The sequence below is a fragment of the Billgrantia antri genome (genome assembly GCF_017868935.1).
In the GTDB taxonomy this organism is placed as follows: domain Bacteria; phylum Pseudomonadota; class Gammaproteobacteria; order Pseudomonadales; family Halomonadaceae; genus Halomonas; species Halomonas antri.
The window spans coordinates 4,235,412-4,250,494 of the sequence record NZ_CP053383.1 but is presented as its reverse complement, the minus strand read 5'-3'; the positions used below and the strand labels follow the sequence as shown (position 1 = coordinate 4,250,494).

The 15,083-nt window shown below is 61.6% G+C and carries 11 protein-coding genes, 3 tRNA genes and 3 rRNA genes; 13 read left to right on the top strand and 4 right to left on the bottom strand.

From position 1 onward, the window contains the following. Nucleotides 1–565: 565 nt before the first annotated feature. The 6 genes from HNO53_RS19795 (at nucleotide 566) to rrf (ending at nucleotide 5,886) form a co-directional block, all read left to right on the top strand. A 16S ribosomal RNA gene (locus HNO53_RS19795) occupies nucleotides 566–2,104 on the top strand. 94 nt (nucleotides 2,105–2,198) lie between these two features. After that, nucleotides 2,199–2,275 (top strand) — tRNA-Ile (locus HNO53_RS19790). Between the two features lie 16 nt (nucleotides 2,276–2,291). After that, a tRNA-OTHER gene (locus HNO53_RS19785) sits at nucleotides 2,292–2,388 on the top strand. A gap of 116 nt (nucleotides 2,389–2,504) precedes the next feature. Then, nucleotides 2,505–2,580: transfer RNA gene (locus HNO53_RS19780), tRNA-Ala, on the top strand. A 198-nt stretch (nucleotides 2,581–2,778) separates the two neighbouring features. Next, nucleotides 2,779–5,668 (top strand): 23S ribosomal RNA (locus HNO53_RS19775). A 102-nt stretch (nucleotides 5,669–5,770) separates the two neighbouring features. Next, a 5S ribosomal RNA gene (rrf, locus tag HNO53_RS19770) occupies nucleotides 5,771–5,886 on the top strand. Together the 16S, 23S and 5S rRNA genes with 3 tRNA genes alongside form the textbook arrangement of a ribosomal RNA operon. 155 nt (nucleotides 5,887–6,041) lie before the next feature. On the opposite strand, the gene gloA2 is transcribed toward rrf, so the two are convergent. Both gloA2 and hisC read right to left on the bottom strand, forming a co-directional pair. Then, entirely contained in the window at nucleotides 6,042–6,446 is a 405-nt protein-coding gene (gene gloA2 / locus HNO53_RS19765; protein WP_209474561.1) for an SMU1112c/YaeR family gloxylase I-like metalloprotein, read from the bottom strand. A gap of 52 nt (nucleotides 6,447–6,498) precedes the next feature. After that, on the bottom strand, nucleotides 6,499–7,554 hold the full coding sequence (gene hisC / locus HNO53_RS19760; RefSeq protein WP_209474559.1) for a histidinol-phosphate transaminase: 1,056 nt from the start codon (nucleotides 7,552–7,554) through the stop codon (nucleotides 6,499–6,501). A 116-nt stretch (nucleotides 7,555–7,670) separates the two neighbouring features. Between hisC and HNO53_RS19755 the strand changes: the two genes are divergently transcribed. The 5 genes from HNO53_RS19755 to mnmH all read left to right on the top strand — a co-directional run bounded on the left by HNO53_RS19755 (nucleotide 7,671) and on the right by mnmH (nucleotide 12,809). Continuing rightward, nucleotides 7,671–8,564, top strand: a complete 894-nt coding sequence (locus HNO53_RS19755) for an AEC family transporter (RefSeq protein ID WP_209474557.1) — start codon at nucleotides 7,671–7,673, stop codon at nucleotides 8,562–8,564. A 109-nt stretch (nucleotides 8,565–8,673) separates the two neighbouring features. Beyond that, nucleotides 8,674–9,123 (top strand): copper resistance protein NlpE N-terminal domain-containing protein, encoded by a 450-nt coding sequence (locus HNO53_RS19750; protein WP_209474555.1) that lies wholly within the window; start codon nucleotides 8,674–8,676, stop codon nucleotides 9,121–9,123. Nucleotides 9,124–9,223: 100 nt separating this feature from the next. Next, entirely contained in the window at nucleotides 9,224–10,600 is a 1,377-nt protein-coding gene (gene radA, locus HNO53_RS19745; RefSeq protein WP_209474554.1) for a DNA repair protein RadA, read from the top strand. Between the two features lie 53 nt (nucleotides 10,601–10,653). Continuing rightward, nucleotides 10,654–11,691, top strand: a complete 1,038-nt coding sequence (gene selD, locus HNO53_RS19740) for a selenide, water dikinase SelD (RefSeq protein WP_209474552.1) — start codon at nucleotides 10,654–10,656, stop codon at nucleotides 11,689–11,691. Further along, a complete protein-coding gene (gene mnmH, locus HNO53_RS19735; RefSeq protein ID WP_209474550.1) occupies nucleotides 11,688–12,809 on the top strand; it encodes a tRNA 2-selenouridine(34) synthase MnmH in 1,122 nt (373 codons plus the stop codon). Before selD ends, mnmH begins: the two co-directional genes overlap by 4 nt. Nucleotides 12,810–12,816: 7 nt before the next feature. Here the strand turns inward: mnmH and HNO53_RS19730 are convergent, their stop codons facing one another. Then, nucleotides 12,817–13,512 (bottom strand): type 1 glutamine amidotransferase, encoded by a 696-nt coding sequence (locus HNO53_RS19730; protein ID WP_209474548.1) that lies wholly within the window; start codon nucleotides 13,510–13,512, stop codon nucleotides 12,817–12,819. Between the two features lie 51 nt (nucleotides 13,513–13,563). On the opposite strand from HNO53_RS19730, the gene HNO53_RS19725 reads away from it, so the two are divergent. Together HNO53_RS19725 and HNO53_RS19720 are read left to right on the top strand one after the other, a co-directional pair. Beyond that, nucleotides 13,564–13,857 carry an MGMT family protein gene (locus HNO53_RS19725; RefSeq protein WP_209474546.1) on the top strand — a complete coding sequence of 98 codons (294 nt, stop codon included), beginning with the start codon at nucleotides 13,564–13,566 and terminating at the stop codon, nucleotides 13,855–13,857. A gap of 53 nt (nucleotides 13,858–13,910) precedes the next feature. After that, complete coding sequence (locus tag HNO53_RS19720) at nucleotides 13,911–14,501, top strand: YjaG family protein (protein WP_209474544.1); 591 nt, start codon at nucleotides 13,911–13,913, stop codon at nucleotides 14,499–14,501. Between the two features lie 32 nt (nucleotides 14,502–14,533). Here the strand turns inward: HNO53_RS19720 and HNO53_RS19715 are convergent, their stop codons facing one another. Continuing rightward, on the bottom strand, nucleotides 14,534–15,061 hold the full coding sequence (locus HNO53_RS19715) for a hypothetical protein (protein ID WP_209474542.1): 528 nt from the start codon (nucleotides 15,059–15,061) through the stop codon (nucleotides 14,534–14,536). Nucleotides 15,062–15,083: the final 22 nt, after the last annotated feature.

Sequence of the window (15,083 nt, the reverse complement as noted above, 5' to 3'; positions counted from 1 at the left end):
AGGCGCCCCTTGCAGGGGCCAGGGGAAAGCCGTAAAGTACGCATCCGCTGCCGGCGACGGGCAACGTTGCAGGCGGTGGGAAGAGTGGTAAGTGGCTGTCTTGCTTTGGGTTTTTCGATTCGCTTCGTAAAATTCGCACTTGACGCCCACGGCGGATTCGGTAGAATGCGCCTCACTCGAAAGCAAGTCCTCAAGCGGGCTTGCGGTCGCCGGCCTAGGCCGGTCTTCGATGCCAGGGTCATTTCGGTGGCGGCCTCGAAGAGAGTTGACAAGCTCCGGCGCTTCAGTAGAATACGCCTTCCTCGCAGGGCGCTGGCGAGGCCTCTCGATCACTGGATCGACGGCCACGACAGCAAGCGAGACGCTCCGCTCCTTCAAGAGTTCGGAGCCGCTCTTTAACAATCGATCAGGTAATTCATGTGGGCGCTTGTCGATGAGGTGGTGAGAAGTCACACCATTTCAAGGCAAGCGACTCGTCGAGACCTTCGGGTCTTTTGAGAAGCTTTGACCTTGAGCCGAGATTGGTCCGCTTTCGTCTTCGGACGAGCAAGGACTCGATGATTTTAAACTGAAGAGTTTGATCATGGCTCAGATTGAACGCTGGCGGCAGGCCTAACACATGCAAGTCGAGCGGCAGCACGGGGAGCTTGCTCCCTGGTGGCGAGCGGCGGACGGGTGAGTAATGCATAGGAATCTGCCCGGTAGTGGGGGATAACCTGGGGAAACCCAGGCTAATACCGCATACGTCCTACGGGAGAAAGCAGGGGCTCTTCGGACCTTGCGCTATCGGATGAGCCTATGTCGGATTAGCTGGTTGGTGAGGTAATGGCTCACCAAGGCGACGATCCGTAGCTGGTCTGAGAGGATGATCAGCCACATCGGGACTGAGACACGGCCCGAACTCCTACGGGAGGCAGCAGTGGGGAATATTGGACAATGGGGGCAACCCTGATCCAGCCATGCCGCGTGTGTGAAGAAGGCCCTCGGGTTGTAAAGCACTTTCAGTGGGGAAGAACGCCTGACGGTTAATACCCGTCAGGGAAGACATCACCCACAGAAGAAGCACCGGCTAACTCCGTGCCAGCAGCCGCGGTAATACGGAGGGTGCGAGCGTTAATCGGAATTACTGGGCGTAAAGCGCGCGTAGGCGGCTTGATAAGCCGGTTGTGAAAGCCCCGGGCTCAACCTGGGAACGGCATCCGGAACTGTCAGGCTAGAGTGCAGGAGAGGAAGGTAGAATTCCCGGTGTAGCGGTGAAATGCGTAGAGATCGGGAGGAATACCAGTGGCGAAGGCGGCCTTCTGGACTGACACTGACGCTGAGGTGCGAAAGCGTGGGTAGCAAACAGGATTAGATACCCTGGTAGTCCACGCCGTAAACGATGTCGACTAGCCGTTGGGTCCTTCGCGGACTTGTGGCGCAGTTAACGCGATAAGTCGACCGCCTGGGGAGTACGGCCGCAAGGTTAAAACTCAAATGAATTGACGGGGGCCCGCACAAGCGGTGGAGCATGTGGTTTAATTCGATGCAACGCGAAGAACCTTACCTACCCTTGACATCCTGCGAACCCTTCGGAGACGAAGGGGTGCCTTCGGGAACGCAGAGACAGGTGCTGCATGGCTGTCGTCAGCTCGTGTTGTGAAATGTTGGGTTAAGTCCCGTAACGAGCGCAACCCTTGTCCCTATTTGCCAGCGATTCGGTCGGGAACTCTAGGGAGACTGCCGGTGACAAACCGGAGGAAGGTGGGGACGACGTCAAGTCATCATGGCCCTTACGGGTAGGGCTACACACGTGCTACAATGGTCGGTACAAAGGGTTGCGAGCTCGCGAGGGCAAGCCAATCCCAGAAAGCCGATCTCAGTCCGGATCGGAGTCTGCAACTCGACTCCGTGAAGTCGGAATCGCTAGTAATCGTGAATCAGAATGTCACGGTGAATACGTTCCCGGGCCTTGTACACACCGCCCGTCACACCATGGGAGTGGACTGCACCAGAAGTGGTTAGCCTAACCTTCGGGAGGGCGATCACCACGGTGTGGTTCATGACTGGGGTGAAGTCGTAACAAGGTAGCCGTAGGGGAACCTGCGGCTGGATCACCTCCTTAAACGACGTATCGCCGCCTCGCGGCAAGTGCCCACAATGAATTACCTGATCGGCCAGAGCAAAGACTGTTTGGGTATGGACCCAGCGCGACCAATGGGTCTGTAGCTCAGTTGGTTAGAGCGCACCCCTGATAAGGGTGAGGTCGGCAGTTCAAATCTGCCCAGACCCACCATTCTCGAGCTTCGACCGGGTCTGTCGCTCAGTTGGTGAGAGCGCACCCCCGGAAGTTCTGTAAAGAGAAGGGTGAGGTTGCCGGGTTTATTTCAAATCTGCCCAGACCCACCAATTTTATCCAGCCCTGCGTTATTTCGTGACTCGCATAGCAGGCTATGCGTCGCCCCGAGATGCCTTGGACTGAATAAAATAACCGAACCGACCCTGAAGGGAAGGCCGGAATCAGTGGGGCCATAGCTCAGCTGGGAGAGCGCCTGCCTTGCACGCAGGAGGTCAGCGGTTCGATCCCGCTTGGCTCCACCATCTTCTCCAAGCCAGTCTTGTCTGCAGTGACCAGTGGGAAGTCCTAAGACTTCCCACTGTTCTCTGAACAGTCTGCTCTTTAACAATGTGAATCATGCTGACAAGTTTTCTCCGCAAGGAGAAAACGAAAGTGATACGTCTCAAGCGTATCCGGCAATTGTCGTACGTGATCGCAGACCAGACCCCTTCGGGTTATATGGTCAAGCGATTAAGCGCATACGGTGGATGCCTTGGCAGCCAGAGGCGATGAAGGACGTTGTAGCCTGCGATAAGGCTCGGTGAGGTGGCAAACAACCTGTGACCCGGGCATTTCCGAATGGGGAAACCCACCCAGCACAAGCTGGGTATCCCACACTGAATCCATAGGTGTTGGGAGGCGAACCGGGGGAACTGAAACATCTAAGTACCCCGAGGAAAAGAAATCAACCGAGATTCCCCCAGTAGCGGCGAGCGAACGGGGAGTAGCCCTTAAGCATGTGACTGGTTAGGCGAACGAGCTGGGAAGCTCGACCATAGGGGGTGATAGTCCCGTAGCCGAAAGCCTGAACATGTGAAATCGAGTAGGTCGGGGCACGTGAAACCTTGACTGAACATGGGGGGACCATCCTCCAAGGCTAAATACTCCTGGCTGACCGATAGTGAACCAGTACCGTGAGGGAAAGGCGAAAAGAACCCCGGAGAGGGGAGTGAAATAGATCCTGAAACCGTATGCGTACAAGCAGTGGGAGCAGACTCGTTCTGTGACCGCGTACCTTTTGTATAATGGGTCAGCGACTTATTTTCAGTGGCGAGCTTAACCGAATAGGGGAGGCGTAGGGAAACCGAGTCTTAACTGGGCGACCAGTCGCTGGAAATAGACCCGAAACCGGGCGATCTATCCATGAGCAGGTTGAAGGTTGAGTAACATCAACTGGAGGACCGAACCAGGATCTGTTGAAAAAGATTTGGATGACTTGTGGATCGGAGTGAAAGGCTAATCAAGCCCGGAGATAGCTGGTTCTCCTCGAAAGCTATTTAGGTAGCGCCTCACGTATCACCACCGGGGGTAGAGCACTGTTTCGGCTAGGGGGCCATCCCGGCTTACCAACCCGAGGCAAACTCCGAATACCGGTGAGTGCAAGCGTGGGAGACACACGGCGGGTGCTAACGTCCGTCGTGAAAAGGGAAACAACCCAGACCGTCAGCTAAGGTCCCGAAATCCTGGTTAAGTGGGAAACGATGTGGGAAGGCTCAGACAGCTAGGAGGTTGGCTTAGAAGCAGCCATCCTTTAAAGAAAGCGTAATAGCTCACTAGTCGAGTCGGCCTGCGCGGAAGATGTAACGGGGCTAAACCAGGTACCGAAGCTACGGGCTTGCCGAATGGCAAGCGGTAGAGGAGCGTCGTGTAAGCCGATGAAGGTGGATTGAGAAGTCTGCTGGAGGTATCACGAGTGCGAATGCTGACATGAGTAACGACAAGGGGAGTGAAAAACTCCCCCGCCGGAAGACCAAGGGTTTCTGTTCGACGCTAATCGGAGCAGAGTGAGTCGGCCCCTAAGGCGAGGCCGAAAGGCGTAGTCGATGGGAAACGGGTCAATATTCCCGTACCTCACTGTATTGCGATGGGGGGACGAAGAAGGCTAGGTGGGCCAGGCGTTGGTTGTCCTGGTGAAAGCCCGTAGGCTGGGGATTCAGGCAAATCCGGATCCCCAAGGCCGAGAGGCGAGACGAACACCCCACGGGGTGGAAGTCATCGATGCCACGCTTCCAGGAAAAGCCTCTAAGCTTCAGATACAGTGGGACCGTACCCCAAACCGACACAGGTGGTCAGGTAGAGAATACCCAGGCGCTTGAGAGAACTCGGGTGAAGGAACTAGGCAAAATGGTGCCGTAACTTCGGGAGAAGGCACGCCGCGTTAGTGTGAAGGCCCTCGCGGCTGGAGCATGAGGCGGTCGAAGATACCAGGTGGCTGCAACTGTTTATTAAAAACACAGCACTCTGCCAACGCGTAAGCGGACGTATAGGGTGTGACGCCTGCCCGGTGCCGGAAGGTTAAGTGATGGTGTTAGCCCTCGGGCGAAGCTCTTGATCGAAGCCCCGGTAAACGGCGGCCGTAACTATAACGGTCCTAAGGTAGCGAAATTCCTTGTCGGGTAAGTTCCGACCTGCACGAATGGCGTAATGATGGCCACGCTGTCTCCACCCGAGACTCAGTGAAATTGAAATCGCAGTGAAGATGCTGTGTACCCGCGGCTAGACGGAAAGACCCCGTGAACCTTTACTATAGCTTCACACTGGACGCTGATGTTGCTTGTGTAGGATAGCTGGGAGGCTAGGAACCCCGGACGCCAGTTCGGGCGGAGCCAACCTTGAAATACCAGCCTGGCATCATTGGCGTTCTAACTCAGGTCCGTGATCCGGATCGAGGACAGTGTGTGGTGGGTAGTTTGACTGGGGCGGTCTCCTCCCAAAGAGTAACGGAGGAGCACGAAGGTACCCTCAGCACGGTCGGAAATCGTGCATTGAGTGCAAGAGCATAAGGGTGCTTAACTGCGAGACAGACACGTCGAGCAGGTACGAAAGTAGGTTCTAGTGATCCGGTGGTTCTGTATGGAAGGGCCATCGCTCAACGGATAAAAGGTACTCCGGGGATAACAGGCTGATACCGCCCAAGAGTTCACATCGACGGCGGTGTTTGGCACCTCGATGTCGGCTCATCACATCCTGGGGCTGAAGTCGGTCCCAAGGGTATGGCTGTTCGCCATTTAAAGTGGTACGCGAGCTGGGTTTAGAACGTCGTGAGACAGTTCGGTCCCTATCTGCCGTGGGCGTTGGATGTTTGAGAAGAGCTGCTCCTAGTACGAGAGGACCGGAGTGGACGCACCTCTGGTGTTCCGGTTGTCACGCCAGTGGCATTGCCGGGTAGCTACGTGCGGACGGGATAACCGCTGAAGGCATCTAAGCGGGAAGCCCCCTTCAAGATGAGACATCCCCGAGGCCTCGAGCCTCCTGAAGGGCCCAGCGAGACCAGCTGGTTGATAGGTCGGATGTGGAAGCGCTGCAAGGCGTTGAGCTAACCGATACTAATGGCCCGTGAGGCTTGACCATATAACCCCAAGGGGTCTGCGCATCGCGCACGATTGACGGATACGCCGCCTGAGCGAGAGCCGGGCAGAGACGATCGCGTCAGCATGATTCCAACCGTTTTCGCCTGACGACCATAGCGAGTGGGAACCACCTGATCCCATGCCGAACTCAGCAGTGAAACCGCTCAGCGCCGATGGTAGTGTGGGGTCTCCCCATGCGAGAGTAGGTCATCGTCAGGCATCTCTTCAGAAACCCCGGCCAATTGGTCGGGGTTTCGCCGTTTGGGGCCTCCCCTGGAGAGTGGCGGAGCGCCGCCCTCCGAACGGCCCGAACATCGTCAGGCATCTATTCCAAAACCCCGAGTGCGCTAGTGCTCGGGGTTTTTCATTGCCTGTTAGTTTTGTTCGTACAGCTCAATAGGAGCTCCGTCAGGGTCGCTCAGGAAAGTGAAGCGCGCCCCCGTCGAGGCGTCGGTACGAATGGGCTCGGGCCGTGCACCGCGCGCCTTGAGCATGCTCACGCAGGTATCCAGGTCGCTGGTGGCCAGGGCAAGGTGGCGCCAACCGCAGGCTTCGGGGTAGCTGGGGCGTGCCGGCGGATCGGGAAAGGAGAAGAGCTCCAGTTGGATGCCGCCCGGCAGGCGCAGGTCCAGCTTGTGGCTGTCGCGCTCGGTGCGAAAGGTTTCGCTGACGATCTCTGCACCCAGCACCTCAAGATAGAAGCGCTTGGCACGCGGATAGTCGGCCGTGATCAGGGCGACATGGTGGACCCCCGATAGAGGGAGGGGATTCGTGGTCATCACGGCACCTCGAAATGGGGCGGACGCCATGCAGACGTCCGTCAGCCATGGTTCAGCGGCAAAGCAGCTCGAAGGCTTCGATGAGGCTATCCATTTCGTCGTCGGTACCGATCGTGATGCGCAGAAAATCACGCAGCGCCTCGGTATTGAAGTGACGCACCAGGATGCCCCGTTCGCGAAGGCCTACGAAGAGCTGTGCAGCATCGTGCTGCGGGTGGCGAGCGAGAACGAAGTTGGCCTGAGAGGGAAGCACCTCGAAACCGAGTTCCGTGAGGCGACGAGCTGTACGCTCACGGGTGGTAATGACGCGCTCGCGACATGCGTCGAAGTGTTCGCGGTCTTCCAGTGAAGCGGTCCCGAGCGCACTGGCCAGGCTGTCGATGGGGTAGGAGTTGAAGGAGTCCTTGACTCGTTCGAGTCCCTCGATCAGCTCGCGCGAACCGATGGCGTAACCCAGCCGCAGGCCGGCCAGGCTACGTGATTTGGAGAAGGTGCCCGTCACCAGCAGGTTGGGGTAGCGATCAACGAGCGGCACGGCGCTTTCACCACCGAAATCGACATAGGCCTCATCGACCAGCACGACCTGGTTCGTCAGTCGGTCGAGCAGCGCGGCGATGGCCTCGCGCGGGTGGCCGTGTGCCGTGGGGGCATTGGGATTGGCGAAAATGGCGCCGCCGCTGCCGGGTGTGAAAGCGTCGAGATCGACCCGCCAGTGCTGGTCCAGCGGCAGAGCGCGACGCTCGACGCCATACAGCTTGCAGTAGACCGGATAGAAGCTATAGGTGATCTCGGGCATCTCGAGTGGGATGTCGTGGCAGAAGAAGGCCTGAAAGGCCAAGGCCAGCACCTCGTCGGAGCCGTTGCCAACGAATACCTGCTCCGTTTCCACCCCATGCTCCCGAGCAAGTGCCTGGCGCAAAGCCAGCGACTGCGGATCGGGATAGAGGCGCAAGTGGTCGACCGGATACTCGCGCAGCACTGCCTCGACGCCGGGGGCCGGCGGGTAGGGGTTCTCGTTGGTGTTGAGCTTGATCAGCTTTTCGCGTGGCTGCTCGCCTGGGACATAAGGCGTCAACTCGCGCACCGCCGGGCTCCAGAACTGGCTCATGGTGTCTCGTTTCTCATTGGACGGAACTTTAGGCCATGTTGACCGCTGCAGCCTGACCGCGCAAGCCGCCAGCGTGCTAGCCTAGGCGCTTTCGCCAGGATGCTGGAACCCCATACATGACTGCCCAGATCATTGCCACGCTGCTGCCGGTATTCCTGATAGCCGGCTGCGGCACTCTCTACGGCCGTTTTCGTACCCCGGACATACGTAGCCTGAACACCCTCAACATGGAAATCTTCGTTCCCATGCTGGTGTTCGCGGTGCTGGCGGACCGGCAGGCTCCGCTGGCGGAGTATGCGGGTCTGGCGCTGGGAGCGGCCGTCGTGGTGCTGGGCTCGGGCCTGGTGCTGTTGCCGCTGGTCAGAATCCTCAAGCTCGAGCCCAAGACCTTCCTGCCGCCGATGATGTTCAACAATTCCGGCAACATGGGCATCCCTCTGCTGGTGCTTGCCTTTGGTGAGGCGGCGCTGCCTGCTGCGGTAGTGGTATTCATCGTCGAGATGCTGCTGCACTTTTCGGTGGGCCTTTACATGCTCAGCCCGCGCACGCCGCTATGGCGCTTGTTGCGGATGCCGATTGTCCTGGCCAGCCTGGCCGGGCTGGGCGTCAACCTGGGGGGGGTGCCGCTGCCCGGCTGGCTTCTCGAGGCACTGCACATGCTGGGTGGGGTGTGTATCCCTCTGATGCTGTTCGCGCTTGGCGTGCGTATGCTCGATATCGACTTCGGCGACTGGAGGACCGGTCTGCTGGGGGCCGTGCTGTGCCCGCTCTCGGGCCTGGTTCTGGCCGTCCCCATGGTGTTGTGGCTGGACCTGACGGGGTTGCAGGCGGCGGCTCTATGGGTATTTGCCGCACTCCCTCCCGCCGTGCTCAACTATCTGGTAGCCGAGCAGTATCGGCAGGAGCCGCACAAGGTGGCCTCCCTCGTGCTGATCGGTAACCTGGCTAGCCTGGTGGTGATGCCCTTCGTGCTGGCAATGGTATTCATGTACGTTCACCCGGGGGTCTAGAGGCGATATGCCGGGCAGGAACAGACGAGACTGTCTGCCAGCGCCATGAGGGGTTATGCTGTGACATACGCTGACATAACGGAAACCCATCGGTTTTAGGAGTGAGCAAATGCAAGTAAGGACCCTGCTGGCTGGCTCGGCCATGCTGGCCTTCCTGGCCGGCTGTGCGGCCGGCCCGGCTGATGACCGTGCCGACATGGCAATGGATGATGCCGAAGTCGTTTATCAAGGTACCCTGCCCTGCCGCAACTGCGCGGGCATCGACCTGAACGTGACGCTTCGAGGTGACGAGCAGGCAGCACCGGAGGAACGAACCTTCGACTTGCGCGCCAGTTATCAGGAGCATCCTCAGGAACCGCCTGACGAAGAGTATGCCGGCAACTGGGAAGTGCTCAGCGGCACGGCGGTCGACCCCGATGCCACCGTATACGAGCTGACGCCGGATGGCGAAGGCCAGATCTACTACTTCCTGCGCGTCGACGATCAGACCCTGGAGCTGATCGATCCTCAGCGTCGTCGCTTCCAGAACAACGAAGCCCTGCAGCTGCAGCGCCAGTAACGACGGGCTCGAGCGGTAGCGAAGGCGGCCTGCGGGCCGCCTTCGCGTATCTGGCCGTCCTGTTAGAATGAGCGCACATAGAAGCCGGAGAGAGGCCAGCATGGCCAAAGCGAAGAGCGCCTTCGTCTGTACCGAGTGCGGGGCGGAGTATCGCAAGTGGCAGGGGCAGTGCTCGAGCTGCCTGGAGTGGAATACCCTGAGCGAGGTGAGGCTCGCTGCCCCCCGCCCCGGGGCTGCGGCCTCGAGTGGTGCCGGGCGCGCCGGCTATGCCGGCACGCTGTCGAAGGAGGTCGTCGACCTGGGCAGCGTCGACCTCACCGAGGTGCCACGACTCTCTTCGACGTTCGGTGAGTTCGACCGGGTGCTGGGCGGCGGCCTGGTGCCGGGGTCTGCGGTGCTGCTTGGGGGGCATCCCGGGGCCGGCAAGTCGACGCTGCTGCTGCAGACCGCCTGCAAGCTGGCCCAGGCGCGCAAGGTGCTTTATGTCACTGGCGAGGAGTCACTCTCCCAAGTGGCGATGCGGGCGCATCGATTGCAGCTGCCTACCCAGGGGTTGAAGATGCTGGCCGAGACCAGCGTCGAGACGGTACTGGCGGTCGCCGAGCGTGAGCGGCCCGAGATACTGATCATCGACTCGATCCAGACGATGCACCTCGAGGACATCGCCTCGGCTCCCGGCGGCGTGGCCCAGGTACGTGAGTCCGCTGCGGTGTTGACGCGTTTTGCCAAGCAGTCCAATACCGTGCTGCTGCTGGTGGGGCACGTGACCAAGGACGGCACCCTGGCCGGGCCCAAGGTATTGGAGCATATGATCGATGCCTCGCTGCTGCTCGAAGGCGGCGCCGACTCGCGCTTCCGCACCCTACGTGGACAGAAGAACCGCTTCGGTGCGGTCAACGAGCTGGGCGTGTTCGCCATGCTCGAGCATGGCCTCAAGGAGGTGAAGAATCCCAGTGCCATCTTTCTCTCGCGTAGCGAAGAGCAGGCACCGGGCAGCCTGGTGATGGTGGTGTGGGAGGGCACGCGGCCGCTGCTGGTGGAGGTGCAGGCGTTGCTCGACGAGTCGGCGCTGGGCAATCCGCGACGGGTGGCCGTGGGTCTCGATCAGAATCGCCTGGCCATGCTGCTGGCGGTGCTGCATCGCCACGGCGGGCTGTTCACCGGTGACCAGGACGTCTTCCTCAACGTGGTCGGCGGGGTCAAGGTCCTCGAGACCAGCGCCGACCTGGCCGTGCTGCTGGCGGTGGTGTCCAGCCTGCAGAATCGTCCCTTGCCCCGCGAGCTGGTGGCCTTCGGTGAGGTGGGGCTGTCCGGCGAGATCCGCCCCGTGCCCAGCGGCCAGGAGCGCATCGTCGAGGCCGCCAAGCACGGCTTTACCCGTGCCATCGTGCCGCGTGCCAATGCGCCGAAGCGCCCTCCCGAGGGCATGGAGGTCGTGGCGGTGGACAAGCTGGCCGATGCCCTCGAGGCGCTGTGAGAAAGGACCTCTCACTGCGATAGAATGACCAAACGATTGCCAAGGAGAACGAGATGAGCGCGATTCGCCTGACCCAATACAGCCATGGTGCCGGCTGTGGTTGCAAAATTGCACCCGACGTACTCGACGGCATCCTGGCCAAGGCCGGGCCCGGAGCCACCCACTCGCGACTGATCGTGGGCAACCAGGGCCGCGAAGATGCCGCCGTGTACGACCTGGGTGATGGGCGTGGCATGATCGCCACAACCGATTTTTTCATGCCCATCGTCGACGACCCCTTCGACTTCGGCCGCATCGCCGCGACCAATGCCATCAGCGACGTCTACGCCATGGGTGGCAGGCCGGTGCTGGCGCTCGGCATCCTCGGCTGGCCGCTGGACAAGCTGGGGCCGGAGATCGCCGGCGACGTGGTGGCGGGCGCCCAGGGTGTATGCCGCGAGCTGGGCCTGGCGCTGGCCGGCGGGCACTCCATCGATGCGCCGGAGCCGATCTTCGGGCTGGCGGTCAATGGCCTTGTCGATCTGGAGCACCTGAAGCTCAACAAGGGCGCCCAGGTAGGTGACCTGTTGTTCCTGACCAAGCCGCTGGGCGTCGGCTTCCTGACTACCGCCGAGAAACAGGGCCTGCTGGAATCCGGCCATCAGACCCTGGCCCGCGAGACCATGCTCAAGCCCAACCAGATCGGCATGGCGCTGGCCAAGGTGAAGGGGGTGCATGCCATGACCGACGTGACCGGCTTCGGGCTGGCGGGGCATCTCACCGAAGTATGTCAGGCCAGCGGTGTGGCGGCGCGCATCGACTTTCGTCGCCTGCCGCGGCTGGCCGAGGCCGAGGCCTATCGTCGCCGCGGTGCAGTGCCCGGCGGCACCCATCGCAACCGCAACGCTCTGGGCGCTGCCCTGAAGGACATGGACGAGCCGCACTGGCAGTGGCTGTGCGACCCGCAGACCTCCGGCGGTCTGCTGCTCTCGGTGCACCCCTCGTGGGAGGATGACGTCGAGCGCATCGGTCGCGAGCATGGCATCGAGCTGGTGCCATTCGGCGAGATGGTCAAGGCCGAGGGACAGGCACTGATCGAGGTGCGTGGGTGAAGCTGCCGCTGATCGAGCCCGATCTTTCCCTGCTTCGCCAGGAGCGGGTACTGGTCGACGTACGCGCCCCGGTGGAGTTCGCTCAGGGCAGCCTGCCCGGTGCGGTGAACCTGCCGCTGATGGACGACGAGGAGCGTCGTCTGGTGGGTATCGAGTACAAACAGCGTGGTCAGCAGGCGGCAATCGAGCTGGGCCAACGGCTGGTCAGCGGCGGTATTCGAGAGGCACGCATCGCGGCTTGGCAGCGCCTGGTCGAGGCGCATCCCGATGCGATCATCTACTGCTATCGTGGTGGGCTGCGCTCGCAGATCGCCCAGCAGTGGCTGGCCGATGCCGCTGTCGAGCGTCCACGCATCCGCGGCGGCTGGAAGGCGATGCGTCAAGCGCTGTGCCGGCGCATCGACGCGGCGGCCGAGCAGCCGCTGCTGGTGGTGGGCGGGCTTACCGGCTGTGCCAAGACGGCACTGATCCAGGCGCTATCCAATGGGCTCGATCTCGAGGGATGCGCCCGGCACAAGGGTTCTGCCTTTGGCCGGCATCCTCTTCCGGCGCCGAGCCAGATCGACTTCGAGCATTCCATGGGGCTGCGCCTGCTGTCGTTGCCGGGGCCGCTGGTGGTGGAGGACGAGTCGCGTCATATCGGTGCCGCCAATGTACCGCTCGCTTTCTGGCGAGCCATGGAGCTTGCCCCCAGGGTTCGGGTGGAAATGCCGCTCGACTGGCGTCTGGCGCAGATCCACAAGGACTACATCGACGACCTGTGGGCGATATATCGCCAGCAGTTCGGCGAATGGCTGGGCTGGACGCTGATGCGCAAGCAGCTCTTGAGTGCGCTGGCGAGGCTGAAGAAGCGCCTGGGTCATGCGCGGCTGGCACGCCTGCAGCGGCTGCAGCAGCTTGCCTTCCGTGAACACGAACGCGGCAATCGCCAGGCGCACGAGGCCTGGCTGGCACCGCTGCTCACCGAATACTATGACCCCATGTACCGCTACCAGTTGGAAAAGCGCGATCCTGGTCGCTTCCTGCACGTGGGCGACTGGGACAGCTGCCTGGAGGCGGCTCGCTCGTGGGCGCAAGAGGCCGCACGCCAGTCCAGCGGGCGGCCTCAGCCAGCCTGACTTGGAATCAAGCCGCCGCGCTGCGCATCCACTGGCTAAGCAGGCGGTCGAGCAGCGGGGCCAGGCGGTCGAAACGCCGTCCATCGGCGAGAATGCTTTCGGTGGGTTGCGCGTGGGGGCTGGCCTCGCTGCCTTCCGGCGGCTCGTCGTTCGCCAGCAGTTCGCTGACGCTGGCATGGGTCACTTCGAAATGACACAGCAGCCCCAAGGCGCGTCCGGCATCCCAGGCGAAGCCTTGCACCGGGCTGCCCAGGCTGCCGCCGAGCGGCAAGGCATCGTCGGGCAGGGCGAAGACATCGCGATGCCACATGAAAGCGGTGAATCGCTCCGGCAGATCGAAAGGGCTCTCGGGGGCCAGGGTCACCTCGTGCCAGCCGACCTCGGCGAAGGTGCCGCGGCCTACCGTGGCACCGAGCTCGGCGGCAATCATCCTGGCGCCCATGCCGATGCCGAGCAGCGGCTTGTTGCCGTCCAGCGCCTTGGCGATCAGCTTGCGCTCACGCTTGAGCCAGGGATATCGTGCGTCGTCGAGTATGTCCATGGGGCCGTCGAGCAGGATCAGTGCATCACCATCGGTCAGGCTGGGCGGCGCTTCCCCCGCATGGAGGTGGAAGACGGTATGGCTGTGCCCCATGCTGGTCAGCCAGTCGGCGATCCGTCCCGGGCCGTGATGCGGGCTGTGTTGAAGCAGATGCAGGTGCATGGAAACCTCGCCATTCAGGAGTGACACGCAATCAGGGGAGCGGCAGCGTACATGAAACCGGTACTGCGCGAACAGATACTGACCATTCTGGCTGCCATTCCGCCTGGGCGGGTGACCACTTACGGACGTATTGCCGCCATGACCGAGGGCGGCACGCCACGCCTGGTAGCCCGGGCACTGCGTGAACTCCCCGAGGACCACGATCTGCCCTGGTTTCGGGTGATCACCGCGTCGCGTCGGCTGGCCGAACATCCCGGAGCCATCGAGCAGCGCCAACGGCTGGTCGCCGAGGGCGTGCTGTTCGATGCACGGGGGCGAGTGCCTGCCGAAGCGCTGTGGCCATGACCAGACGAATGTCGCCACCCTTCATCTGGATCGTCAATTCACGAGGATAAACCATGAGTCAGCCAAAAGGGGGCTTCCATGAGCGGCTCCAGGCTCTCCCACCACGTCAGCAGCAGGCCTTCATGGCGGCGCTGTGCGAGCGAATGCTGCCCAACTATGCCCTTTATGTGCAGATGACGGGGGACGGCAACCCGGCCGGCCTGAAAGCGGTGCTCGATCTGGTGTGGGAACAGCTCGCCGTGCGCGAGGCGCGCATCGACTTCGAGCGCCAGGCCGAGAAGCTGGCCGAGCTCGAGCCGCCTTCCGACGACGACAGTTTCGGCGGGAGACGCGCCGTGGAGGTGGTGGTGGCGCTGACCTCGCTGCTCGATACGTTGCGTGGCGAGTCCGCTGATGCCGTGCTCGAGGTGAGCCGCATCTCCAAGGCCGGTGTACGCGCCTACATTGAGCTGACCGAGGGCGAGGAGGACGCCAGCAAATTGGCGAAACTCGTCCGTGAGCACCCCCTCATGGCGGACGAGAACGATTTCCAGGATGCCGTGCTGGAAGCGGTAGAAGGCGACCTCGACCGCGACGCATTGAAGGCGCTGCGCCGACTGGGGCGCAACGATGGCGTGAGTAACCTTGGCCTCACCCTGGACTAGGGGAGCGAGGCCGGCCGGGGCGGTCTGGTGCGCTAAAAGCGAACGCCGCCGATGACCATGGCGCCGGCAGCGCCGAATACGATCAGATCGGTCTCGAAACGTCCCCAGCGGAGCCCTACGCTGGGCAGCGCTGCCGGGGCCGTGCCATAGCGATTGAAGGGGATGTTGTCCTGATATTCGCCACGGTAGCCATGCAGCAGTCCGGCGCTCAGCTTGGCACGCACAGTGACATTGTCGGTCGGTTCCCAAAGGGGGAACTCGCGGCCGACATAAAGATAAAAGGCCTCCTGGTCGAAGGAGCTCAGGAAACGCGCGCCACCGGCCAGCCAGCGCTGCGAGTTGTGCAGCTCGATTCCGATCAGCTCCTGCTGGTTGTTATGGTCGGGCTGCGGATCGAAATGACGTGTATAGAGGCTGGTCTGCACCAGCACGTGCTCGAGATCGGGCACCGGCGGCCAGATGGGCTCCTGCCGGGCCTGGGAAGCGGGAGCAACCAGCAGGGCCAGAGCCAGCCCCAGCAGTCCGACGCGCCGCCCCTCGCTCATCCCTGAATGCCTCACTTCCTTGCTCCCGGGCGCCACT